A 24,968-nucleotide genomic window follows, 5' to 3' on the forward strand; every position below is an offset into this window, starting at 1 on the left:
ACGTTTTTATTGATATTTAATGCCCATTATGAAGAAATCCATTAAATCAAGTTTGTTTTTTATCCTATTATTTCTATTCCAATATACTTTACAGGCACAAAGCACTTCGTTTCGGATAAAAGTAAAATCTGGACTTGACAATACGCCACCTTATCTTGTAAAGTATTACAATAGTAAAAACTGGGAGAATTTTTATGCGGAAATTCAACAGTTTAATTACAATGCCGCGTTTGAGTACAATATTCGTGTAAAAAAGACAAAAACAGCACAAGCGTCAATCTACACATTGGAGGAAATTATTAGCAAATTGAAAGTTGATCATTCTGACATCACCATTTGGGATGTCGGTGAGAATTATGTCAATGACCCAGTGTCTGGAAAATTGACCTGTCTACAGATAAAATCCAACAAAAAAAACAAATGGGAATATATTTCGGTACCCATTCTCGGTTTTGATTACCAGGAACAGTATCGTTATCGCATCAAAGTAAAGCAAACGAAAGCAAAAGATACCGACAGTATACATTATGAATTGCTTAATATTATTTCCAAAGATAAAGTCACCGAGCTCCCCAGTGTTGCCTCATTCCTCGCCAGATTTAAGTGGAATTTGCTGCAGTTAAATGGCAAAGATGTAACAAGCAACAGCGCCAACATTGGTTTCGACGCAAAAAATGGAACGATCGCCGGATCGACGGGATGTAATAAATTTTGGGGAAATTTTAGCATTAAAGGCAATATGATAAGCTTTCCGAACTTGGCAAGCACCATGAAGTCTTGCAATGGACCCAATATTGAAAATGATTTCTTCGCGGTTGTTGAGCAAAAACAGATTCAATTTGATATCGCCGAGCAGACACTAAACTTATATATAGACGGAAGGCTAGTGATGATCTTCGGCTTGGAGCGTGAATAAAAAAAACACCCGAAGTCTGGGGGACTCCGGGTATCTTAGCCATATTATTAACCTATTTTATGAAAAGTATTTATGCCATTTGGAAATGACATAAACAAATATGTGAAATAAAGCGGAAAGAATCGAAAGTACCACCTCATTTTAACATAATTTTAACACTTTGAAAATATTGAGAAAAATCCGCATAAAAATGATTTTTTTTTGAATATCCCAACCGACAAGATATCCTATCTTAACCATTTAAAGCATAACGATGATCAGAACATTTTTTACGACAACATCTCTATTATTGGCAACGACACTCTTTGCACAACAGAATCCCGTCATTCGTGGAAACTATGCAGATCCGGAGGGTATCATCTATGGAAACAAATATTGGATTTTTCCCACCTATTCGGCACCTTATGAAGAACAGGTATTTTTTGATGCTTTTTCTTCATCAGATCTGACTAGCTGGACAAAACATCCCCGTGTACTTCAAAACAATCAGGTAACATGGGCAAAAAAAGCGATGTGGGCTCCTGCTGTCCTCGAAAACAAGGGCAAATATTATTTATTCTTTAGTGCAAACGATGTCCATCAGGGCGAAATCGGCGGAATTGGTGTCGCTGTAGCAGACAAACCTGAAGGGCCTTATACAGATTTACTTGGCAAACCTTTGATCAATGACATTATCAATGGTGCGCAGCCTATAGATCAGTTTGTATTTAAAGATAAGGATGGAACATTCTACATGTATTATGGTGGCTGGAAGCATTGTAATTTGGTCAAACTTAAACCTGATTTTACGGGCTTGCTTCCCTTCGATGACGGGACCTATTACAAGGAAATTACACCAAAGGATTATGTAGAAGGGCCATTTATGTTTATTAAAAATGGTAAATACTATTTTATGTGGTCCGAAGGTGGTTGGACTGGTCCGGATTATAAAGTGGCTTACGCAATTGCCGATTCTCCTTTTGGACCATTTGAACGTATCGGAACAATTCTCGAACGTGATCCAAAGGTTGCTGTCGGTGCTGGGCATCATTCCGTTATCAAAGTACCCAATAAAGACAAATATTTCATCGTCTATCACCGTAGGCCATTAGGAAAGGAAGGAGCCAATGAACGTGTCACCTGTATCGAAGAGATGAAATTTGACAAAAATGGTCATATTCTCCCGGTCGAAATGACCTTTAAAGGTGTCAAATACCCATTAAAATAGATTATTTTTCCCAAGGGAGTAAGAAATATACATACAACCAAACCTAAACAGAAGAGCCCCGATCGATGACCGGGGCTCTCATTATTTAATTAAGACAATTAGCAATTAAATACCCGCTATTGCACTATTTAATGTCTCTGAAGGACGCATAGCTTTTGTTGCTAATTCGTCATTAGGGAAGTAATAACCACCGATGTTTTGTGCCTGACCTTGTGCTCCGATCAATTCTTCATTGATTTTAGCTTCGTTATCTGTCAATACTTGTGCAACACCTGCAAATCGATTTGCTAAATCTGCATCTTTCGTTTGAGCAGCTAAAGCCTGAGCCCAATATAATGTTAAATAAAAATGAGATCCACGGTTATCAATCTGCCCCACTCGACGCGCCGGAGATTTATCATTTGCCAAGAATTTCTCTGTTGCTTCGTCTAACGTCTCTGCTAAAACCAGCGCTTTAGCATTATTTTGCGTTTGCGACAAGTGCTCCAAAGAAGCACCCAGTGCCAAAAATTCGCCTAATGAATCCCAACGTAGGTAACCTTCCTGAAGAAATTGCTCTACGTGTTTTGGAGCCGAGCCACCTGCACCAGTTTCAAACAAACCACCACCATTCATCAATGGTACAATAGACAACATTTTTGCTGAAGTACCAACTTCCAAAATAGGGAATAAATCTGTCAGATAATCACGTAATACGTTACCTGTTACAGAGATTGTATCTTCGCCTTTACGGATACGCTCCAAAGAGAATTTAGTAGCTTCTATTGGTGAAAGGATTCTAATATCCAAACCTGTTGTATCAAAATCAGGCAAGTATTTCTCTACTTTCTTGATGATCTCTCTATCGTGAGCACGGCCTTTATCTAACCAGAATACTGCTGGAGTACCAGACAAACGCGCGCGGTTTACTGCTAATTTTACCCAATCTTGAATAGGTGCATCTTTTGTTTGACACATGCGGAAGATATCACCTTCATCAACCTTTTGCTCCATGTATACATTACCTTCGGCATCTACGACACGGATCACACCATTACCAGCAGCCTGGAAAGTTTTGTCGTGTGAACCATATTCTTCCGCTTTCTGAGCCATCAAACCAACATTTGGAACAGAACCCATTGTTTTGGGATCCAAAGCGCCATTTGCTTTACAGTCTTCTATTGTAGCTTCATAAACACCTGCGTAAGAACGGTCGGGAACCATGGCGATGGTATCTTCTTCTTGGCCTTCCTTATTCCACATTTTACCACCGATACGGATCATTGCTGGCATAGAAGCATCAATAATTACATCAGAAGGAACATGGAAATTTGTAATACCTTTATCTGAGTTAACCATTGCCAAAGCAGGACCTTTTGCGATCGCAGCATCGATAGCAGCTTTCACTTCCGCTTCCTTTGCGTGACCTGCAATTTTAGCATATACTTCACCTAAACCATTGTTTTTGTTGACCCCCAGTTCTTTGAACAAGTCGCCATACGCTGCAAACACATCTGCAAAGTATGTTTCAACCACTGCTCCAAAGATAATTGGATCGGAAACTTTCATCATTGTTGCTTTCAAATGCGCAGATAACAATACACCAGCAGCTTTCGCTTCTGCTATTGCATCAGCAACAAAACCTTTCAATGCATTCAAGCTTAAGGTCGAAGTATCTATTACTTCACCAGCTTTCAACGGAGAAAGACCTTTTAATTCAGTAACAGCACCTTGTGCATCCACAAATTCAATTTTGAATTGACCTGCTTTTTCTACTGTTACAGATTGCTCTGAACCATAGAAATCACCAGATGTCATCGATGCTACCTTCGTTTTTGAATCCTTTGCCCAAGCACCCATCTTATGTGGATTTGCTTTAGCATAATTCTTCACCGCCTTAGGTGCGCGACGGTCAGAGTTACCTTCACGTAATACCGGGTTTACAGCTGATCCCAATACTTTCGCATATTTAGCCTTGATGGATTTTTCTTCCTCAGTAGTTGCTTCATCTGGATAGTTTGGAATAGCATAACCAGCTTTTTGTAATTCGGCAATAGCACCCTTCAACTGTGGAATAGACGCAGAAATATTTGGCAACTTGATAATGTTTGCCTCTGGAGTTGTTGCCATCTGCCCCAACTCTGCCAATGCATCGGCAATTTTTTGATCTTCTTTTAAAAATTCTGGAAAGCTTGCAAGAACACGACCTGCTAAAGAGATATCTCTCAATTCAACATCGATATCAGCTGTAGCTGTAATCGCTTGTACAATAGGCAAAAACGAGTAAGTCGCCAACAAAGGTGCTTCGTCTGTTTTTGTCCAAACAATTTTTGATTTGTTTGACATAGTAATCTATTAGAAATATGTTTAATTTTTAATGCTATGTGAAATCAGTGAAAAATCTAAATTTCTCAAAATTTCGCCTAAAGATAAGAATTAATGCTATAAACCATGCGTTAATCCGACCTTTTTGACAATAAAATTGTGAAAATAAATATATTTTGGCAATACAGAATAAGTTTGCCATCATCGCTTTAAAAGACAGCCCTCTTGACATTTCAGTGACGAGATAATAGGATTGAAATCCTAATTTAGTCAAACAAAAAATTATTATTAAGCATGAAATCATTCAAATTGAACAATGGAATTGATATTCCAGCAATTGGATTTGGAACCTGGCAAATTCCGGAAGGAGAAGACGCATACCAAGCTGTTAAGGAAGCTCTGGCAGCAGGATATACACATATTGACACTGCGGCAATTTATGGTAATGAGAAAAGTGTCGGCAGAGCGATCAAAGATAGCGGAATAGCTCGTAATACGTTATTTATAACAACCAAACTTTGGAATACTGAACGTGGTTATGATAAGACAATAGCTGCATTTGAAAAATCCCTTGCAGACTTGGAATTGGAATATCTGGACCTGTATTTGATACACTGGCCAGCCAACGAAACTCAATTTGAGGATTGGGCAGCGATTAATGCCGATACCTGGAAAGCCCTTGAATATTTATACCAACAGGGAAAGGTGAAAGCTATTGGGGTTAGCAATTTCCCGAAAGAGTATCTCGCCAAATTATTGGAAACAGCAACGATCATCCCGGCTGTCAATCAAATTGAATTCCACCCTGGTTATCTGCAAGAGGAAACTGTCGAGCTTTGCAAATCAAATGATATTTTGGTGCAGGCATGGTCTCCACTAGGCTCAGGAAGAATATTGCAGGATGAGACCCTGATCGCTTTAGCGGAACAGAAGTCTACCAGTGTCGGACAGATCTGTATTAAATTTGCTCTCTCGCAGGGCATTTTACCACTACCAAAATCCACCAATCCGGCAAATATTAAACGAAACTTGGATATTGATAGCTTCGATCTTACGGAGGAGGATATCAGGACAATTCGGACATTACCAGCAATGGGCTTCTCCGGATCGGATCCTAAAAAAGTAGCATTCTAAATCATCGATAGTATTCCAAATCACATAGCAAGAGTCCTCCAAGCGAATATGCTTGGAGGACTCTTTTTTTATCTTTTTTCCACCTCGAACCTGTTGATTTTGAATTGCGACAGCAAGTTCCCCAACTACATGCTGCCTGTGAATAAATTGACAGCTTCCCGTTGTTGATGCGGCAAGTTCCATTCTTTTAGCCCTACCCCACGCTCTTAACACGATTTGCAAATTCCAAAAAACAAGAAATATAGGCTTGCTCGAAACAAAAGTTTAGCGCAACTGTTAATACTGCATACATTAAATACAATAAGGCCTACCCACGACGTGATGTGTCGATATACAACAAAACGTTTGCTGATAGGAAGTAGTATATTATTGAAAAAAAGTATTTGAACCAATTGGCGAGTTGACACGAATAATCTATACCATAGGCACTTCCATTTCTAAATTCGCAGCGGGATTGAAGTCTGCAAATGCTGAAGTCAATATTGTATAGGCATCTTACACTATTTTTAAAGAATCCGGAAAGATTTAAATTTAACAACACTATTATGGCAAATTCATTTTTAAAAACAATCAGGTCCTCCATTAAACATTGGTATATTCCGCTTATCATTGGAATTCTTTTGATTTTATTGGGTTTCTATACGATATCCACGCCAGTCGCATCCTTTCTCGCATTGAGTATGTTGTTTTCCTGGTCATTCATTGTTTCTGGGATACTAGAAATTATTTTTGCCTTACAAAACAAAAATGAGGTTGACGGTTGGGGCTGGTACCTTACCGGTGGTATCCTTTACGCCTTATTTGGAATTTTATTGATGACCAATCCCCTGTTATCTGCAGGAACTTTGGCTTTTATTGTCGGATTTTATGCTTTGTTCAGATCTTTTCAATTGTTGTCTTTCTCCTTTGATCTCAAAAACTATGGCAGTAAATCTTGGGGCTGGATTACATTATTTTCGGTACTAGGTATTGTCTTTAGCTTTATTTTACTTTGGAACCCGCTTTTTGCAGGGTTATCTCTTGTGATATGGACCGGAATGGCAATTAGTACCGCTGGCTTTGCTGCCTGTGTATTTGCTTTTCAGCTGAAAAGCCTGAAAAATATCCCCGACAAACTTCCTAACGAATGGAAAGAACGTTACGAAAAATTAAAAGAAGAGTTTGAACAACACAACAAATAGAGAAAGGTATATAAAAAGATAGCTTCCTACTATAAGAATAAAACCATCTTAAAAGATGGTTTTATTCTTTGATCTCCACGATGCTAAAAGGAACTTTTTCTAAAGGGAAGTCCTGTTGATCTGTTTTCACCTGGCTAATCTTCAAGATCACATCAAGACCCTGATATATTTCGCCAAAGACTGTAAAATCATGATCAAGCCTAGGTTGTCCACCGTGCGCTAAATATTCCTTGCGCTGTTTTTTACTGTATTTTATACCCTTTTTTATTTCCAGACTATCGAGATCAGCAGAACTGATCTTCTTTCCAACGACAAAATAGATTTGATTCAAGAAAGAGGCTTTTTCAGGGTTACCATCACGTCCCGCCCCCAATGCGCCCATTTTGTGAAAAGCACGTTGGTCGAATTCGGCAGCCAAACGGGGTTTGCGGTGCTGGGGATCTACCGCCTCTCTCTTTTCAATATCTATATCGTGCTCACCACCTTGTACCACAAAATTTTCAATAATGCGATTAAATAATGCGCCTTGGTAGACAGTATCCTTTATGGACTTTAAGATCAGATCCCGATGATTTGGCGTAAAATCATAGAGCACCACCTTAAATTCTCCAAATGCGGTTTTAAATAACAGCCGTTTTGACTGGGCATTACTGTTACTCATGCAGATGAACAACAGGCCTATAATCAGTGTGATTTTCTTCATATTTATTAACAGAATCAACTTATTCAAAATTTCGTATAAAAATACACTAAATTTCAATTCGAGGAAATCCGTTTATTATTATATTTGGATTATAACAATTCAAATTTATGCAGTATATCCCAAACCCTGATCGCTACCAACAGATGATATACAATCGTTGTGGTAAATCCGGTCTTCAGTTACCAGCTATTTCTTTAGGTCTATGGCACAACTTTGGAAACGACACAGCCCACCAAACCAAAGTTGATATCTGTACGACAGCTTTTGATCTTGGAATCACGCATTTTGACCTTGCCAATAATTATGGTCCGCCTCCAGGAAGTGCAGAAACCGCATTCGGACAAATTCTTAAGCAACAGTTCGCTGGCCACCGGGATGAATTGATTATTTCGTCGAAGGCAGGGTACCACATGTGGGATGGTCCTTATGGCGAATGGGGCAGCAGAAAGTATATTATTTCCAGCTGTGATCAATCTTTAAAACGTCTAGGTACAGATTATGTTGACATTTTCTATTCACATCGCTTTGACCCAAACACACCATTAGAAGAAACCATGTTGGCTTTGGATCAACTTGTACGGAGTGGAAAAGCCCTTTATATTGGTATTTCGTCTTATAATTCGCAACGTACCAAAGAGGCTTACGCAATATTGAAATCCTTAGGAACACCGTTTATAATCCATCAGCCCAGCTATTCTATGTTAAACCGATGGGTGGAGACAGATGGGCTATTGGACACACTGGATGAAATCGGTATTGGCTCTATTGTTTTTTCGCCACTCGCCCAGGGCATGCTAACGGACAAATATTTACATCATATCCCAGAGGATAGCAGGGCATCACAATCAAAATCCTTGCAGACAAAGTTTTTAAGTGAGGAAAACAGACAGAACATACAGGCACTTCATGCTATTGCACAACGCAGGGGGCAGTCTTTGGCCCAAATGGCCATCGCTTGGGTCTTTCGCAACCAGCAAGTGACTTCGGCACTGATCGGCGCATCCAAGCCACAACAGGTCATCGATTGCGTAGGGTCGCTCAAGAACCTATCATTTAGTCCAGAAGAAATTCATGAGATTGATCTGTATGCAAAAGATGGACATATCAATATATGGGCTCAATCTGCGGAGATTAATAAAGGCTAGATCAAAGTATAAATTACTTCATTAACATAAAAGCGTATTGATTATCTTAAGGTAATTAATACGCTTTTTACATATAATTCCATTAAATCAACACACATTGATTTAATGCATGATCTTCAAAATTTTCTCAAATGTATTCACATTCCTGCTTGTGAACTTATCTTTCAGATTTTTCTTACCCAATACTTTTCCGAATGTTGAATCCAATGTATTTCCTTTAGGGACCTGCCAGTAAAACAGTCCATTGATCACTTCCGCTTTTTCATTATTGGCTTTGGTACTTTTATTAAATTCATCTAGGAGAACTTCTTCTATCCCATGTAAACCTACAAAACCATAAATATGAAAATCAGGATGTTTTTCAAAGGGAATGTTACTCCAAAATAAACTCGTTTCTTCCTGCGACTTAATGAAAAGGAAGGATTCATAGGAAAAATAACTGGACATCGCTGCTTCCAGAACTATTTTAAGTTCTTCCGCGGACCTATCCGAAGAAAAAACAATATTTCCGGAAGCCAACACCGAACTTACCTGATCCATCCCAGCATCTTTAAATACCTGGCATACATCGACCATCTTCATGTTGGTTCCCTTTACATTTACCCCTCGTAAAAACGCGCAGTATTTCATCTTTTATCGATTTATTAAACTTCATCCATCGGATTCCAAAATATCTTTTTAAAATCCTTGATCCTGAGATTATTTATTCCAACGCCTTCGTTTTCGAGTTTAGACTGAAACTCTGGAACCGACAGTACTCCGCCACTTGAAATCACCCGATGCGCAGGCACATCTTTGGGACATCCTCCCATTGCTTTTCCAACATGGCGGGAATGATTTGGATAACCCAGCGCTTTAGCAATTGCGCCATATGTTGAAACTCGCCCTTTTGGAATTAATCTCGCCAATTCATACACTTGCTGTTTAAATGTTTCATCCATATTGTATCTATTAGATCCCTAACTCAACTTATCATTAGGCCCTACAGATCGTTCAGATCAGTAATGATAAGCCAAAATCAATATAATTCAATGTCGACTAAAGATACAAAAAAACAGATGCTTAACGATAGCATGACTAAACTTAAATTGTGGATAAATTTATCCTCAGGCTGCATAGTTCCGCTAAAAACAGTGCGTGTTTTAATAAAGGAGATAACTTCAAAAGGAAAACAACACCTGTTCAGATCCTAGGTTAAGAAAGATTCATCTAGCATGGCTACAAATTGCTAATAAGTAAAAAAGGTCCTTAATATAATTATTAAGGACCTTTTTACAATTTTGTACGCCAATCAGGATTCGAACCTGAGACCGTCGGTTTAGAAAACCGATGCTCTATCCAGCTGAGCTATTGGCGCGTCGTTTTCGGTAATGCAAAAGTAGACATTTGTTCAACAATTCCAAAATATCATATGCTTTTTTTTGCGGTTTTTCAATAACTGATTGCTTTTCAATAAGATTATTTTATTGATCTAGGTCAAACAAAAATTTAAAAGCTGCTGTTACCTTTGTATTATTAAACAAATAAGAAAACACAAAAATTATGGCACAAGGAAAATGGGAATTAGACGCTGCACATAGCGAGATAGAATTCAAAGTAAAACACATGATGATCACAAATGTTAAAGGAAACTTTGACAATTTTAAAATAGATCTTGATACAGACGATGATAATTTTGATAATGCTCTTGCAAAAGTAACTATCGATACAGCATCAATCAATACACGAAATGAACAACGGGATGGACACTTAAAAAGTGCTGATTTTTTTGACGTAGAAAAATATCCAGCGATAACATTTGAAGCAACAAGCTTAGCGAATGAAGAAATCAAAGGAAATCTGACTATCCGGGACGTGACTCGACCTGTCGTATTTGAATTGGAATTTGCAGGTATTCAGAAAGACCCTTGGGGAAATACCAAAGCTGGATTTATCGTAGAAGGAAAGATCAAACGCTCAGAATTTGGACTTAATTGGAATGCAGCTCTTGAAACAGGCGGTGTGATGGTGAGTGATGACGTAAAATTTAGTGCTGATATCCAGTTTATAAAAGCAAAATAAGAAGTATTTCTAAAATAAAATTTGGCAGGAGAGCAAAAATTCGTACTTTTGTCGCGGAGAGTTGGCAGAGTGGTCGAATGCGGCGGTCTTGAAAACCGTTAACTGTCACAGGTTCGGGGGTTCGAATCCCTCACTCTCCGCAGAATAAGCCTTTCAGAAATGAAAGGCTTTTTTCGTTGTATTTGGATGCGAACCAGAAGGGTTGGCCGGGGTTCGAACTTTATCATCGCGGGTTATGGCAAGGGGGTGTGGGACGCGATAAATCCCTCACTCTCCGCAGAAAAAGCCTTTCAGAAATGAAAGGCTTTTTTCGTTGTATTCGGATGCGAACCAGAAGGGTTGGCCGGGGTTCGAACTTTATCATCGCGGGTTATGGCAAGGGGGTGTGGGACGCGATAAATCCCTCACTCTCCGCAGAATAAGCCTTTCAGAAATGAAAGGCTTTTTTCGTTGTATTCGGATTCGAACCAGAAGGGCTGGCCGGGGTTCGAACTTTATCATCGCGGGTTATAGCAAGGGGGTGTGGGACGCGATAAATCGCTCACTCTCCGCAGAAAAAGCCTTTCAAAAATGAAAGGCTTTTTTCGTTGTATTTGGATTCGAACCAGAAGGGTTGGCAATTGGGGAGGCATAATACACTTCTCCATGTACGGTACAATAAGTCTACAAAGGTCTGTAGGCTATAAATCGTTTGTCAGTAGGACATATCAATAGTACGATTTTTGTTAGATATGTTTATTAACAATACCTTCCAGATCATCAAGATCAAAGGGCTTGGACAGGAAATCATCTGCCCCGGCACGAGCAGCTAATGATTCAATATCGTTATTGGCGGACACATAAATAACAGGAATATGTTTGAACCGGTCATCGGCCTTCAACAGCCGGGTTGCCTCTACTCCCCCAATATTTGGGATCCAATTGTCCATCAAAATAAGATTAGGTTCTGTAGTTTCAACCTTCTGAATAATATCGTGTGAAGTCTCGGAGACTTCTACATGAAATCCCAAATCTGTCAGCACGACTGTTATGACCTCTAAAATAATCGTATCATCTTCAAATATCAGTACAGTTTTTCTTTTGCTCATATAGCTTAATTTATGTCTTTTATAGGGGCCTACTATGGTCTGAATGTCATACCATTTCTAAATAGAACCATATTATAACGAATAAAGTTTTTTCCAAATTTTTTGATCACCCACTGCGGTGAAATTCTGTTGTATACTGGAGAACCTTATGGTTTCCTTGCTGCCCAATGCAAGATATCCCAAATTTTCCAGACTCGCATCAAACAGTTTAAAAACCCGGTCCTGCAAATCCTTGTTGAAATAAATCAACACGTTCCGGCATAGTATCAATTGAAAGCTGTTAAACGATGTATCTGACACCAAGTTATGGGTTGATAGGATCATTTTTTGTTTCAGCTCTGGGTTAAATTTTGCCCATTCATAATTTGCCGTATAATAGTTAGAGAAGTCCTGCTTTCCGCCGGATTCAATATAGTTTTCTGAAAACGACTTAATCTGGCTTAAAGGATAGATTCCATTACGCGCTATTTCTAATACGCGCGGATTAATATCGGTAGCATAGATTAACGATTTATGATGCAGATTGGCCTCCTTCAATAAAATTGCGAGCGAATAAGCTTCCTCTCCACTTGAACATCCAGCGATCCAAATCCGTATCAGCGGATAGGTCCCCAGTTGCGGCAAAATCTCCTCACGCAATTGCCTAAAAAACAGCGGATCCCTAAACATCTCAGTCAAATTAACCGTAATCTCCTCAACAAAATGCTGAAGAAACTGCGGATCGTCTCTTAGCGCAAACCGGAGTTCCGCAAAACTCGCAAATCGGTCATTCGTCATGATTCTATTAATCCTTCTTTTGATCGAAGCCCGACTATATTGTATAAAATCGTAGCCATAGCGTTGGTAGATATCTTCCAGTAAAATATCTATCTCCTCATCTTTAATTATATTATGGCCCAACATCGCTAAATTAACTGTTCTATTTCAACCATTAGTATATCCACATCAATTGGCTTTGACACGTACGCCTGTGCCCCCGCTGCGAGGCATTTTTCTCGGTCTCCACTCATTGCCTGTGCTGTCACCGCTATAATGGGAAGATCTTTAATAGCGGTAGAACTGCGAATCAAACGAATAGCCTCATACCCATCTATTTCAGGCATCATCATGTCCATCAAAACCAATGAAACATTATTTTCAGCCTCCAATAATTCTATTGCTTCCTTTGCCATGGCGCAACTAACGACCTGATAACCCCTCGCTCTTAAGGTTAGCCCCAGCGCGAAAATATTTCGGTTGTCATCGTCCACAATTAATATTACCTTATTTCGATTCATTAAACCGTCTCCATTAATTCTCGTACAACCATACCCGCAACAATGAAAGAAGCTGATCTATATCAACAGGTTTTGAAATATAGTCTGAAGCTCCCGCTTGTATACATTTTTCCCGATCGCCAATCATAGATTTGGCCGTAACCGCAATGATAGGCAATGTTGCAAATGGAGGTGTCTGTCTAATATTCTTGATCGTTTCATATCCATCCATTTCAGGCATCATCATATCCATCAGCACAATATCAATAGCCTCGCCCGAGTTCAGCACTTCTAGGGCTTCCTTGCCGTCCATTGCCGGAATGACTTGCACCTGAAATTTTTCCAATGCCTTTGTCATCGAAAATATATTGCGTACATCATCATCGGCCACTAATACTTTTTTCCCTTTCAGCACATCGGTCAAAGCCCCCAAGCCATTGTTTTTCCGTCTCACATCATCTGAATTGTTAATTTCAATCAAATGCAGAAATAAGCCAACCTCATCAAGGATACGCTGATAGGAATGCGCAGTTTTGACAACAACAGAGTCTGCATATTTTTTAATTTTCAGCTCCTCAGATTTCGATAGATTTTTGCCAGTAAATATGATTATAGGTAGATTTTCAAGTCCTTCATGCTGTTTGATGGCTTCCAATGTATTGTAGCCCATTTCATCAGGTACCCCCATATCCAAGATTACGCAGTCTACCTCGGCCGTTCCCAATGCATCGATACTATCAGCCACATTATCCTTTACTTCAAGTGAAATATTAAAACTACTTAAAAAATAAGCGAGTGCACTTGCATGTTTAGGATTTTCTTCGACAATAAGAACCTTTTTCGGGGACCTACTCAATGCGGATTCAATTTTCTGGAACACAGATGTCATCTGCTCTAGTGCTACGGGTTTATTGATAAAATCAATCGCACCTTTGAGCAGACTTTCCTTTTTCACTTCAAGCGAAGACATGATATGTACAGGAATATGCCGTGTCTCCTTATCCCCTTTTAATTCATCCATCACAGCCCAACCATCCATTATGGGTAACTGAATATCCAATAACACAGCCTGCGGATGGTACTTCTTGGCTGCTGGTAGCGCGTGATCTCCCCGTACCACAACAACACCTTTATAGTGCTGGCTATGCGCATATTTCAATAGTGCTTTCGCAAAATTGATATCATCTTCGACAATCAGAATAACCTTATCTCCATCGGTAATATGATTCCGATCATCAGGCAGCTCTTCAGGTATACGTATTGTCGCAGGATTATAGACATCGTCCATGACAAGCTCACGCACCTCCTCAATTTCAGAATGGATCTCTTCCACGAGCTGCTGCTCCTTTGAGCGAACTTCATCAGGTTCCACTTGATGATTCGGAATGATAAATAAAAACGTACTACCTTTCCCTTCCTCACTCACTAATCTGATTTCCCCTCCGAGCAAGCGGGCAATCTCCCTGCTAATGGATAAACCTAATCCTGTACCACCAAATTTCCTCCGCGTGGAACCATCTGCTTGTTGGAAAGCTTCAAAAATTATCTTTTGTTTCTCTAATGGTATCCCAATACCGGAGTCTACAACTGCAAAAACAAGTTTATCTTTAGCTGCACTGTCCTCATAAATATCCAATCTTACTTCGCCTGCCGCAGTAAATTTAATCGCATTAGAGATCAGATTACGCAATACCTGATCTATTCTAAGCCGATCTCCCTGAAAACGTTGGTTGAGGTTGGGATCAATATTGATCGTGAAGGCCAAGCCTTTCTCATTGACCAATGGCAAGAATAAATTATTCAGATCTGCAGAAATATCGTTTAAATTTAGACTCGCATATTCCAAGGTCATCTTACCAGATTCAATCTTTGAAAGATCCAATATCTCGTCTATTAATGTCAATAGACTTGTTCCGGAACTTTGGATCACTTTAGCCGATTCAATCTGATCCGAACTCAGATTCTGTTCATTATTTTCGGATAACAGGCGAGAAAGTAGCAGAATAGAATTTAGCGGCGTACGCAGTTCATGAGACATATTTGCTAAAAATTCCGACTTATATTTTGTACTCAACGCAAGTTCTTCCGCCTTCTGTTGAATTTCCTGATTCCGTTCGGCAATCAATAGATTTTTATCCTCCAACAATCTTGAACGTTCCTCTAACTCCTGGTTAGATTGCATCAATTCTTCATGTTGTACCTTCAGTTCCTCTTCAGACGACTGTAAGCGCAGGGTCTGGGCCTCCAATTCCGTATTTAGATTCTCAAGTTCAGCATGTTGTGACAATAATTCCTCCGATTGAACCTGTGTTTCCTCCAAAAGTGCCTGGATTTTGGCACGACCTTTTGCAGATGCTATAGCGATACCAAGTTGTCGGGCACATTCGGTCAGAAAGGTTATTTCTATTTCTGTAAATGGCTGACCATGTCCAATCTCCAAAACACCCAATACTTGATCTGCCGATACGATAGGTACAAAAATAAGATGTGGCACATTGATTTTGCCACTGGCAAAACTAACCAGATAATCTTCTGTACGGATATTATTGACGACTTTTAATTCCTTATCGACGAATACTTGTCCCACATAGCCTTCACCCGGAAGGAAGTAGAGCTGTGTTTTCGGATCCAATCCATAACATCCTGATCGTTCAAGTTTTTCTTCATTGAATATATATATCGCTCCCGTGATAGCGCCAATATAATTTACTAATCCTTTTATTGCATCTGTGGTGAGTAATCTTTCGGTTTTGTTGCCGACCAATCCCGTATAGAGATCAGCATATCCCATATGTAACCAGTCATTATCTTTAAGCTGATCAAACGATTTTTTCAAGGATTTTGACATCCGATTCACAGATTTTGCGATCGCACCGAGATCATCTTCCTCGATATCTTCTGCTTTTACATTGTAATCACCGGCAGCAATACGATTGGTGATTTGTTGAACCAGATTTAGTCTACGTGCAATTCCTTCATCCTTTTCCACCAGCGATTTTTCCAGTGCTAAACGTTTTAGAAAGTCAGCCCTCAGCCGAAAATAAAAGTATGCTGTAATAATCAAAGATAGTAAAGCACTGATAACGATAAATAAGGTCGTTATAAAAGAAGAGTTATCTAAATTGGCAGATTTCTGATCGATATCGTCATCTTCATAGTGAATAATATCCTTGATAATGGTCCGGCATTTGTCCATGGCGGATTTGCTCTCGTCGAGATGTGCCAGACTTACAGTCCCGCCATTCCTTTTGATATTCACTGATTCTTTTAATACAGCTAACCTTTGCTGAGCCGCTGTAAATAAACTATCTACGCGAACCTTTTGGTCCGGATCTGCTTCCGTCAGCTCCTTTATTTCCTTCAATTCAATCGGCAGGTTCTCTAAAGCTTGGTTGAATGGCTCCAGGTAATTCTCTTTCCCTGTGAGCAAATAGCCCCTGTTTCCCGTTTCAGCCCCCTGTAAAGAATTCAGGATAATATTTGATAAACTGATTATTTTCCGGGTAGCGGTCAACTCCCGACGATGTTTATTCTGCTCTTTAATCCCTAGATAGGAGGCTGTGGAACTAACCAACAGTACAAATAAGGATAAGCCAATTCCTATAGATAAGTTATTCAGTGTTTTATTTGGCATCTGTAGGCAGATTTAATGGTATTGTAAAATAAAAAGTGGCTCCCTTACCGGCTGAACTTTCGACGGCAATTGTACCTTGATGGCTACGTATAATTTCCGAACAAATATAAAGGCCTATTCCCAGGCCCTGAAAATCAAACGAAGTTTCTTCTACGCGGTAAAACTTATCGAAAACTTCAGACTGCTTGCTTTCGGGTATTCCGATTCCGAAATCTATCACACTCACTTTGACAAAGTCTACCATGATTTCACAATCAACGATTACCTTCTCTGTTCCAGCCGCGTATTTATAAGCATTGGTTAAAAAATTAACGAGCACCTGTTCAAGTCGTATCTCATCTCCATATATCATTAAGTCGGAAATATCTCCTTGCCGATATAATTCCATATTGCTCTGATCATGGGTCTGCACGATGGAATCAATGGCGTTCTGAACCATACGTTCAAGCGAAAAGACTTTTTTATTGATACCTAATTTGCCATTGTCAATTTTTGATAAATCGAGCAAATCGGTAATCAGACTATTGAGTTTTTCCACTTGATCCTGAACTCTGTTGACATATTTGGCCTCAGCACAACCTTTGTCAAGTTTTAGCTTTCGGGCAAGCAACTGCATATAAGCTTTAATACTCGTCAATGGAGTCTTGAGTTCGTGACTGGCTATACTTAAAAATTCATCCTTTTCTTTCTCAGCTTTCTTTTGGACATCTATATCAGTAAAGGTTCCTACCCAATTATTTTCACCATTCTCTAAAATTGGCCAAACCCTTAATAATTGATAAGAATACCCCGATTCATCCCGCTTTTTGACCCGTACCTCCATTTCCAGAGGTTTGCCGGATTCAAGACTTTCTTGCAACTCGGTAGCAATCGGTCTGTCATCAGGATGTGTCTGCGGAAATGTATGCTCATTGTCCGAAAATTGAAACCAACGACCATTGACAAAGCCGATATTCCCACGATGGTCACAGGTAAACGCAATTTGGGGCAATGATTCCAGTAACGTATGCAAATAATCCACTTTCGAACGAAGCTCTTTTTGTGCCTGCTTTCGTCTCTCTACCTCCATCTCCAAGGTCTGCTGGATATCTTTTAACGCTTGCGTCTGCTCATATAGCCGGTAGAATGTTTTGACTTTGAGCATCAGGATATCCGGATCAACAGGTTTGGTTACATAGTCCAAACCTCCAGAATCATAACCCTTTGTAATAAAGCGTTTATCTGTATTGACGGCAGACAAGAATATGATAGGCGTCTCCTTGGTCTTACTGAATCCAGCAATGTTCTCGGCAACTTCAAAACCGTCCATATCGGGCATCTGCACATCCAATATGATTAAAGCATAATTATATTTTAAAATCTTCTTTAAAGCTTCTTCGCCAGACTGGGCGGTATCGACTTTAAAATTTTTGGATTCTAATAACTTTTGTAACGAATAAATATTATCTGGGTTGTCATCGACTATTAATATCATAGAGAGCTAAAACTAAGAATCAAAGTAAACAAATGTAAAGAAATTAACCGAATCCACGCGAGAATCATTTCAGGCAAAAATTTCATTACAGCCGCAATTTAAATACTAGGATTGACTTTCACTAAAAAATAAACAAAACTTTAACTTATTGCTACCTGTTTGAATACATAACATACTAGAGACAGAAGTTATGTTGTCAAAAACAAGGATTCAATATGATTCAATTCACATCAAAAGGCATTTATTGTATCCCAGGCAAATTTTACCTGGATCCATGGCAACCAGTTGATCTTGCCATCATTACACATGGACATGCAGATCATGCGCGTCCAGGTATGAAAAAATATCTCTGTCACCATTTTACAGTTGGTATACTGAAAAGTCGTATTGGCCCCGATATCCAGGTGGAAGGCTTAGCTTACAACGAATCTATCCATATCAACGGTGTAAAAATTTCTTTACATCCTGCTGGGCATATCATTGGATCGGCGCAAATACGTATGGAATACAGAGGAAAAGTGACGGTCTTTACTGGAGATTACAAGCTCCAGGATGATGGCCTCTCGACCCCATTTGAACCCGTAAAATGTCATGAGCTAATTACTGAAAGTACCTTTGGTCTACCGATTTATCGCTGGGAAAGTGTTGAAATGCAAAATCAACGCTTGAATGCATGGATCATGCAAAACCAGGGATACAAAAAAACATCCGTATTTATTGGTTATTCATTAGGCAAATCCCAAAGGATATTAAACGCAGTAAAGGATATGGGCGAAATATATGTACATTACAGTATCGCCAAATTAAATATGGCCTATAGTGATGCTGGTATAAATTTACCGTCTTATCAAATTATCGACCCTACCACAGATATGAAACACCTAGACGGCAAGATTATATTACTCCCTCCAGCATTACTCGACACGAAGTTGCTTCAAAAGATACCACATGTTGCCTATGCAATCTGTTCTGGCTGGATGCAAATTCGCGGCGCACGGAGGTGGCGCAGCGCAGATGCTGGCTTCGCTATCAGTGATCATGCAGACTGGAACGGATTGTTGCAAGCGGTGAAGGAAAGTGGAGCCGAAAAAGTATATGTAACCCATGGACAGACGGCCTCATTTAGCAAATACCTAAATGAAATAGGCATTGGGGCTGAAGAGGTTAACACAAATTACGGGGAAGAGTTAAGCGTATGATAGAATTTGCAACATTGGTCAATGCGCTGGATAGCACCAATAAAGCCAGCTTAAAAAAAGAAGCTATTATACGCTTTCTAACCTTTGCACCTGAGAAAGACAAACTTTGGTTTCTGGCCTTAATGACTGGCAAAAGGCCAAGGCGCCCAATTTCCACTAAAGAGCTTAAAACGTGGGTACTGGAAATTACCAATATCCCAGAATGGTTGTTTGTAGAATGTTATGCCGCTGTCGGTGATCTCTCAGAGACCTTAGCACTATTACTGCCCCCCGCTTCTGAAAAAATAAACAAAAGCCTCAGTGAATGGATGGAAGACATCCTGCAGTTGGCAAATGTTTCAATGGCAGAAAAAAAAGCATTTGTGCTCGCTTCCTGGAATAGGCTAAACAGCATTGAGCGTTTTATTTTTAATAAATTGCTAGGCGGCAGCTTTCGTTTAGGGGTTTCTTCCAAAGGGCTAATAAATACAATTGCGACACATTTCCAGATCGAACCAAGCGTTGTCACCCATAGTATTATGGGGGAATGGAACCCTCATGCCTACGCATTTGACAAACTCGTTCGAGGTGAATATAGCAATACAAACCTTTCAAAACCTTATCCCTTCTGTCTCGCTTACCCTATTGAAAAAGAAGTGGAAGAACTTGGCGCAATTACAGAATGGCAATGCGAATACAAATGGGACGGTATACGCGGACAGCTGATCAAACGAGACAACGAAACTTTTATTTGGTCAAGAGGTGAAGAACTTGTCACCATACAGTTCCCCGAGATTACCGATGCGCTCAAAAAATGGAAAGGAAGTTTTGTTCTAGATGGCGAAATCCTTGCCGCAAAAGACGGTCAAATATTGAATTTTAATGAACTACAAAAAAGGATCAATCGTAAGCTAATTTCCAAGACTTTACGTGAAGAAGTCCCCATTGTTGTATACCTTTATGACCTATTGGAGCTAGATGGTCAAGACCTCCGATCTGAGCCGCTGCAAGAAAGACGCAAGTTATTGGAACAGCTGTACCAATGCAATATTGGTCCTACGATATTATTGTCTCCACTTATTTCTTGCGAAAATTGGGCCGATCTACGGATCTTACAACTTGCATCGCGTGAGCTAAACAGTGAAGGTATTATGCTTAAAAAGAAAGACTCCGTATATTATGTTGGCCGAAAAAAAGGTGGTTGGTGGAAATGGAAAGTCAACCCCATGACCATAGATGCGGTGTTGATATATGCGCAGAAAGGCAGTGGGCGAAGAAGTGCGCATTATACGGACTATACCTTTGCGGTTAAAGATGGTGATCATTTAGTAAGTATCGCAAAAGCATATTCAGGCCTTACAGATAAAGAAATACTTGAGGTTAGCCGCTATATTCGACAGAATGCACTGGAGAAATTCGGGCCAGTAAGAACTGTCAAACCCGAGCTGGTATTTGAAATTGCCTTTGAAGGAATAGGTTACAGTAAACGTCACAAATCTGGTGTAGCTTTGCGTTTTCCACGAATTTTGCGTTGGCGTAAGGACAAAAAGGCAGCAGATATAGATACATTGGAAAACATCAAAAAATTAATAACATAAATTGAGTCAGAAGATAATACATAGTGAAGGATTCAAGATCGTCAATCGTTATTTTGAATCCTTGGGTAATACCCCTTTTGGCTTTCAGGTTAAGACCTGGGATCGGTACATGCTGGGATACAGCGGAATGGTGATTGCTCCTACAGGATTTGGTAAGACATTTTCGGTATTTATGGCTGTCTTGATCGACTACATGAATCATCCTGAATGCTACCAAAAAGGATTAAAGTTACTTTGGGTCACGCCTTTGCGCTCTCTGGCAAAGGATTTGGCCAAAGCAATGCAGACCGCTATAGATGATATCGGATTAGATTGGGTTGTACAAGTGCGTAATGGGGACACTGATCCAAAGATCAGAGTGCAACAGACCAAGGCAATGCCCGATATTCTTTTGGTAACTCCTGAAAGCCTTCATCTCTTGCTCGCCCAAAAACAACGTGACAAATATTTCAAGAATATACGCTGCATTACTGTAGATGAATGGCACGAACTTATTGGAAATAAACGTGGTGTCATGGTAGAACTGGCATTATCATACTTAAAACACCACCATAAAAATCTCCAGATTTGGGGCATCACCGCCACCATAGGTAATCTGGACCAAGCAATGGATGTACTGTTGCCGGGAGAAAAAAAGAGCGTGCAGATTGTCGCAAAGGAGAAAAAGAAAATTGCAATCAAATCCATCTATCCAGATAAAGTAGAGCTCCTTCCCTGGGCAGGCCATCTTGGTGGCAATCTCGTGAATCAGGTCGTCCCTATCATACTGCAAAGCAAAAGCACCATCCTTTTCACCAATACCCGTAGTCAAAGTGAACTGTGGTATCAGCTATTGCTGCAAGCACATCCAGATTTTGCCGGACAGATTGCATTGCATCACAGCTCGGTAGATGCTCACATCCGCGAATGGATCGAAGACAATCTGAGCAATGGAAAGCTAAAAGCGGTGGTATCCACTTCATCACTTGATCTGGGCGTAGATTTTAAGCCTGTCGATACCGTAATTCAAATCGGATCAAGCAAAGGTGTCGCCAGATTTATGCAACGTGCCGGAAGAAGTGGACACAGCCCTTTTGAAACATCGATCATCTACTTTGTCCCGACACATTCATTGGAGCTCATTGAAGTGGCCGCATTAAAGGAAGCTGTCAAAACCCAAACGATAGAAAACCGCGACCCCATGGTCCAGAGTTTTGATGTGTTGGTACAATTTATGGTCACGATCGCTCTCGGAGGTGGTTTCCAATCGACAGAACTCCATCAGATCGTTGCCCGGACCCATGCCTTCAACTACATGGAAGATGAGGAATGGCAGTGGTGTATGTACTTTATCACCGCGGGTGGCAAAATCGGCAAGCGCTATGAGGAATTTCACAAAGTAGTACAAGACAGTGATGGCAACTGGGTTATAAAAAATAGACGCATTGCCCTTCTCCATCGATTGAATATCGGTGCTATTGTTGGAGACGCCATGATGCGTGTAAAATTCCTCTCAGGTGGATATATTGGTATGATTGAAGAATATTTTATCAGCAAATTGAAGAAAGGCGAACGATTTAACCTTGCTGGGCGAATTCTTGAACTCGTTATGGTCAAGGATATGACCGTATTTGTCAAGAACTCATCCGGTAAAGCCATCACACCAAGCTGGTTGGGAGGCAGATTGCCCCTATCTTCCAATCTGAGCCATTTTCTCCGTAAAAAACTTGCGGAGGCAATAAACCCCGACAACGCCGAAAAAGAACTACGCTTCCTGGCACCGTTGATCCAGAAGCAGCAAAGCCTTTCGGCTGTGCCTAATGAATCAGAATTTCTTGTCGAACATATTAAGACCAACGAGGGGAATCATCTGTTTTTCTATCCACTGGAGGGTCGATTGATCCATGAAGTCATGGCCGCATTGATCGCTTACCGCATCAGCAAACGTTATCCCATTAGCTTCTCCATGGCCATGAACGACTATGGTTTTGAACTCTATTCCGACCAAGAAATCCACTTGGACCAAACGCAATTAACTGAGATCTTGAGTCGGGAGAATCTTATGCAGGATGTGATCAGTAGCATCAACTCCGCGGAAATGGCGAGCCGTAAATTTCGCGATATTGCTGTAATTTCCGGATTGGTAGTACAAAACTATCCCGGCACACAACAAAACAACAAATCCTTACAAGCTTCCTCCGGAATTATATTTCGTGTTTTGATGGATCATGATCCTGACAATCTATTATTAAAACAGGCTTTCACCGAAGTGTTCAATCAACAACTCGAAGAATACCGTCTGATAAAAGCATTTGAAAGGATAAACAATAGCCAAATCATCTATACCTTTGTAGAGGAATATACACCACTAAGTTTTCCGATCAAAGTGGACAGTTTACGTCAGTCCCTTTCTAGTGAAGCGTTGATCGAACGAATTCAACGCATGGAGCATGCAAATAAATCAAAACGTGGACGAAGAAAATGAATATACAGGAACAGCACATTACATTCAATAAACAAAAACTTATCCTTAATAATCAACGTACTATCTTTTGGCCGAAGCAGAACACCCTCATTCTATCTGACCTTCATCTTGGTAAAGCTGCGCATTTCCGTAAAAATGGTATTCCGATTCCTTCAGATATATCTAGCCTCGACCTGCAAAGACTAGCTTCTTTAATTGATTACTACCGAGCAGAAAACATTTTGGTTGTCGGTGATCTTATTCATGCGGGCATCAATCAGGAAGTCCTTCTACTGGAAGAATTTAAACAAAACCATGCCAGCCTCAATTTTCATTTGGTGATAGGCAACCATGATCGACAGGTGGAAAAATTAGCTAAGCAGATTAATATAATCTATCATCACGACAAATTCGAGCTGGAGCAAATCCACTTTGTACACGAACCGGCAATAGATCTTTCGCTTTTCAACATCAGTGGACATATTCATCCGGGCGTCAGTATCAAACTTCCACCCAACAAGCATCTCCGTCTACCCTGTTTTTGGGTTTCTCCACAACAGATTATTCTACCGGCATTTAGCAAGTTTACGGGACTGGATAGCCGAAAAATGTCAGAAGAATACGATTGCTATGCTTTGCACGAAGAAATAATCCTCCCACTAAAGAATAGCTAGTTACATTTTTAGTTCGCCCGGCGAGATTCCATAGTATTTTTTAAAGGCACTGCTAAAATTATTCTGATGACCATAACCTGTTAATAAAGCAACTTCATAAACGGTCATCTTATCATCCAACAGGTAGCTTTTTGCTTTTTCCATGCGGATTCTCGTCAGATAGTCGTGAATGGTCACTGAAAAATATTCTTTAAAATCTTTTCGCAACTTACTTTCGCTCGTCAATACCTCTGCCGCCAGTTCTTTTTGTGTTGGCGGATTGGCAATGCGCTGTTCGAGAATCTGCCGCGCCATTTCCAAACGTTGTACATCCTCTTCGTGGAATAAAGAGACAACCTGTTCACTTTTCTCGTTGTACTGCTCAAATTGATACATCAGCAACTCAACAATACGAGATTCGGTATGAAGCCTTCGTATCTCACCTTTTTTCTTGGATTCAATAAGCTCCGCTATGGTATGCTGCATCTCGTAGGTTGCCATCAGATCTTCTTCTGAAAACGATGTATACTCTCCTTTCTCGATTTCATGCACAAATTGCTGGTGCAATAACGAATCCCGCTTAATAAGATTCAGGTAATATTCCTTGGATATAACAGCAATAAAATACGTATACTCAATACCGGGTTCCACTTGATGAACCGATTTGACAGAAGGAATATATCGGATATTATGCCTACTCATCCCATAGGGCAATTTACTGGCCGCCGGTTTAAAAAATATAAATTGACTGGTAATGGTCTCCCCTTCGATCTCGGTCAATATTTGAACAGGCCGATCAAATTGCATTTTCGAATGCAATATAAATAAGCCCGATGTAGAGAGCTGAAAATTCTCCATGTGAACGGGCTCCGTATGGATTGTGATTTTATTTTCAACCAAAGGCTTGTCTGGCACATAGCCATCCGGTATTTCTTCTTCAAAAAGCCAATCAGCCAACTCAACTATTTTACTTTTCACCAACATGATTTCAAT

20 protein-coding genes and 2 tRNA genes are annotated in these 24,968 nt (G+C 40.0%); 11 read left to right on the plus strand and 11 right to left on the minus strand.

Going from position 1 to position 24,968, the window contains the following annotated elements; all coding sequences use genetic code 11:
- Positions 1–28 precede the first annotated feature (28 nt).
- Together ABFX33_RS16685 and ABFX33_RS16690 are read left to right on the plus strand one after the other, a co-directional pair.
- Positions 29–916 (plus strand): DUF4377 domain-containing protein, encoded by an 888-nt coding sequence (locus ABFX33_RS16685; protein ID WP_346086931.1) that lies wholly within the window; start codon positions 29–31, stop codon positions 914–916.
- Positions 917–1,169: 253 nt separating this feature from the next.
- Positions 1,170–2,123 carry a glycoside hydrolase family 43 protein gene (locus ABFX33_RS16690; RefSeq protein WP_346086932.1) on the plus strand — a complete coding sequence of 318 codons (954 nt, stop codon included), beginning with the start codon at positions 1,170–1,172 and terminating at the stop codon, positions 2,121–2,123.
- Positions 2,124–2,228: 105 nt separating this feature from the next.
- Here the strand turns inward: ABFX33_RS16690 and ABFX33_RS16695 are convergent, their stop codons facing one another.
- On the minus strand, positions 2,229–4,448 hold the full coding sequence (locus ABFX33_RS16695) for an NADP-dependent isocitrate dehydrogenase (RefSeq protein ID WP_346086933.1): 2,220 nt from the start codon (positions 4,446–4,448) through the stop codon (positions 2,229–2,231).
- 273 nt (positions 4,449–4,721) lie between these two features.
- On the opposite strand from ABFX33_RS16695, the gene ABFX33_RS16700 reads away from it, so the two are divergent.
- Both ABFX33_RS16700 and ABFX33_RS16705 read left to right on the plus strand, forming a co-directional pair.
- A complete protein-coding gene (locus tag ABFX33_RS16700) occupies positions 4,722–5,561 on the plus strand; it encodes an aldo/keto reductase (protein ID WP_257091014.1) in 840 nt (279 codons plus the stop codon).
- A gap of 545 nt (positions 5,562–6,106) precedes the next feature.
- A complete protein-coding gene (locus ABFX33_RS16705) occupies positions 6,107–6,742 on the plus strand; it encodes an HdeD family acid-resistance protein (RefSeq protein WP_257091016.1) in 636 nt (211 codons plus the stop codon).
- 61 nt (positions 6,743–6,803) lie between these two features.
- On the opposite strand, the gene ABFX33_RS16710 is transcribed toward ABFX33_RS16705, so the two are convergent.
- Positions 6,804–7,445: a peptidylprolyl isomerase gene (locus tag ABFX33_RS16710; RefSeq protein ID WP_346086934.1), complete on the minus strand. Its 642-nt coding sequence runs from the start codon at positions 7,443–7,445 to the stop codon at positions 6,804–6,806.
- 107 nt (positions 7,446–7,552) lie between these two features.
- Between ABFX33_RS16710 and mgrA the strand changes: the two genes are divergently transcribed.
- Positions 7,553–8,590 (plus strand): L-glyceraldehyde 3-phosphate reductase, encoded by a 1,038-nt coding sequence (gene mgrA / locus ABFX33_RS16715; RefSeq protein WP_346086935.1) that lies wholly within the window; start codon positions 7,553–7,555, stop codon positions 8,588–8,590.
- A gap of 102 nt (positions 8,591–8,692) precedes the next feature.
- On the opposite strand, the gene ABFX33_RS16720 is transcribed toward mgrA, so the two are convergent.
- The 3 genes from ABFX33_RS16720 to ABFX33_RS16730 form a co-directional block, all read right to left on the minus strand.
- The gene (locus ABFX33_RS16720) at positions 8,693–9,220 is read right to left on the minus strand and encodes a DUF1697 domain-containing protein (protein ID WP_346086936.1); all 528 of its coding nucleotides are present in this window, start codon (positions 9,218–9,220) and stop codon (positions 8,693–8,695) included.
- A 14-nt stretch (positions 9,221–9,234) separates the two neighbouring features.
- A complete protein-coding gene (locus tag ABFX33_RS16725; protein ID WP_257091019.1) occupies positions 9,235–9,531 on the minus strand; it encodes an MGMT family protein in 297 nt (98 codons plus the stop codon).
- Between the two features lie 342 nt (positions 9,532–9,873).
- Positions 9,874–9,947: transfer RNA gene (locus ABFX33_RS16730), tRNA-Arg, on the minus strand.
- A 185-nt stretch (positions 9,948–10,132) separates the two neighbouring features.
- On the opposite strand from ABFX33_RS16730, the gene ABFX33_RS16735 reads away from it, so the two are divergent.
- Both ABFX33_RS16735 and ABFX33_RS16740 read left to right on the plus strand, forming a co-directional pair.
- Entirely contained in the window at positions 10,133–10,651 is a 519-nt protein-coding gene (locus ABFX33_RS16735; protein WP_120257352.1) for a YceI family protein, read from the plus strand.
- A gap of 55 nt (positions 10,652–10,706) precedes the next feature.
- A tRNA-Ser gene (locus ABFX33_RS16740) sits at positions 10,707–10,791 on the plus strand.
- A 585-nt stretch (positions 10,792–11,376) separates the two neighbouring features.
- Here ABFX33_RS16740 and ABFX33_RS16745 read toward each other — a convergent pair.
- From ABFX33_RS16745 to ABFX33_RS16765, 5 genes are all read right to left on the minus strand, one after another.
- Entirely contained in the window at positions 11,377–11,739 is a 363-nt protein-coding gene (locus ABFX33_RS16745; RefSeq protein ID WP_257091020.1) for a response regulator, read from the minus strand.
- Between the two features lie 72 nt (positions 11,740–11,811).
- On the minus strand, positions 11,812–12,642 hold the full coding sequence (locus tag ABFX33_RS16750; protein ID WP_346086937.1) for a CheR family methyltransferase: 831 nt from the start codon (positions 12,640–12,642) through the stop codon (positions 11,812–11,814).
- Between the two features lie 2 nt (positions 12,643–12,644).
- Positions 12,645–13,016, minus strand: coding sequence for a response regulator (locus ABFX33_RS16755; protein ID WP_120257349.1), 372 nt, complete (start codon positions 13,014–13,016; stop codon positions 12,645–12,647).
- Positions 13,017–13,029: 13 nt separating this feature from the next.
- Positions 13,030–16,629: a response regulator gene (locus tag ABFX33_RS16760; RefSeq protein ID WP_346086938.1), complete on the minus strand. Its 3,600-nt coding sequence runs from the start codon at positions 16,627–16,629 to the stop codon at positions 13,030–13,032.
- Positions 16,619–18,103 (minus strand): hybrid sensor histidine kinase/response regulator, encoded by a 1,485-nt coding sequence (locus tag ABFX33_RS16765; protein ID WP_346086939.1) that lies wholly within the window; start codon positions 18,101–18,103, stop codon positions 16,619–16,621. Before ABFX33_RS16765 ends, ABFX33_RS16760 begins: the two co-directional genes overlap by 11 nt.
- 215 nt (positions 18,104–18,318) lie before the next feature.
- Between ABFX33_RS16765 and ABFX33_RS16770 the strand changes: the two genes are divergently transcribed.
- Genes ABFX33_RS16770 through pdeM form a run of 4 tightly spaced genes read left to right on the plus strand, consistent with a single transcriptional unit; the run spans position 18,319 to position 23,996 of the window.
- Positions 18,319–19,302 carry a ligase-associated DNA damage response exonuclease gene (locus ABFX33_RS16770; RefSeq protein WP_346086940.1) on the plus strand — a complete coding sequence of 328 codons (984 nt, stop codon included), beginning with the start codon at positions 18,319–18,321 and terminating at the stop codon, positions 19,300–19,302.
- The gene (locus tag ABFX33_RS16775; protein ID WP_346086941.1) at positions 19,299–20,879 is read left to right on the plus strand and encodes an ATP-dependent DNA ligase; all 1,581 of its coding nucleotides are present in this window, start codon (positions 19,299–19,301) and stop codon (positions 20,877–20,879) included. Before ABFX33_RS16770 ends, ABFX33_RS16775 begins: the two co-directional genes overlap by 4 nt.
- Before the next feature lies 1 nt (position 20,880).
- The gene (locus ABFX33_RS16780; protein ID WP_346086942.1) at positions 20,881–23,343 is read left to right on the plus strand and encodes a ligase-associated DNA damage response DEXH box helicase; all 2,463 of its coding nucleotides are present in this window, start codon (positions 20,881–20,883) and stop codon (positions 23,341–23,343) included.
- Entirely contained in the window at positions 23,340–23,996 is a 657-nt protein-coding gene (pdeM, locus tag ABFX33_RS16785) for a ligase-associated DNA damage response endonuclease PdeM (RefSeq protein WP_346086943.1), read from the plus strand. The genes ABFX33_RS16780 and pdeM overlap by 4 nt, the downstream gene beginning before the upstream one ends.
- Here pdeM and ABFX33_RS16790 read toward each other — a convergent pair whose 3' ends face one another.
- A complete protein-coding gene (locus ABFX33_RS16790) occupies positions 23,997–24,959 on the minus strand; it encodes a helix-turn-helix transcriptional regulator (protein WP_120257342.1) in 963 nt (320 codons plus the stop codon). It abuts the gene before it with no gap.
- Positions 24,960–24,968: the final 9 nt, after the last annotated feature.

The sequence above is a fragment of the Sphingobacterium ginsenosidimutans genome, from assembly GCF_039536865.1.
GTDB classification, from domain to species: domain Bacteria; phylum Bacteroidota; class Bacteroidia; order Sphingobacteriales; family Sphingobacteriaceae; genus Sphingobacterium; species Sphingobacterium detergens.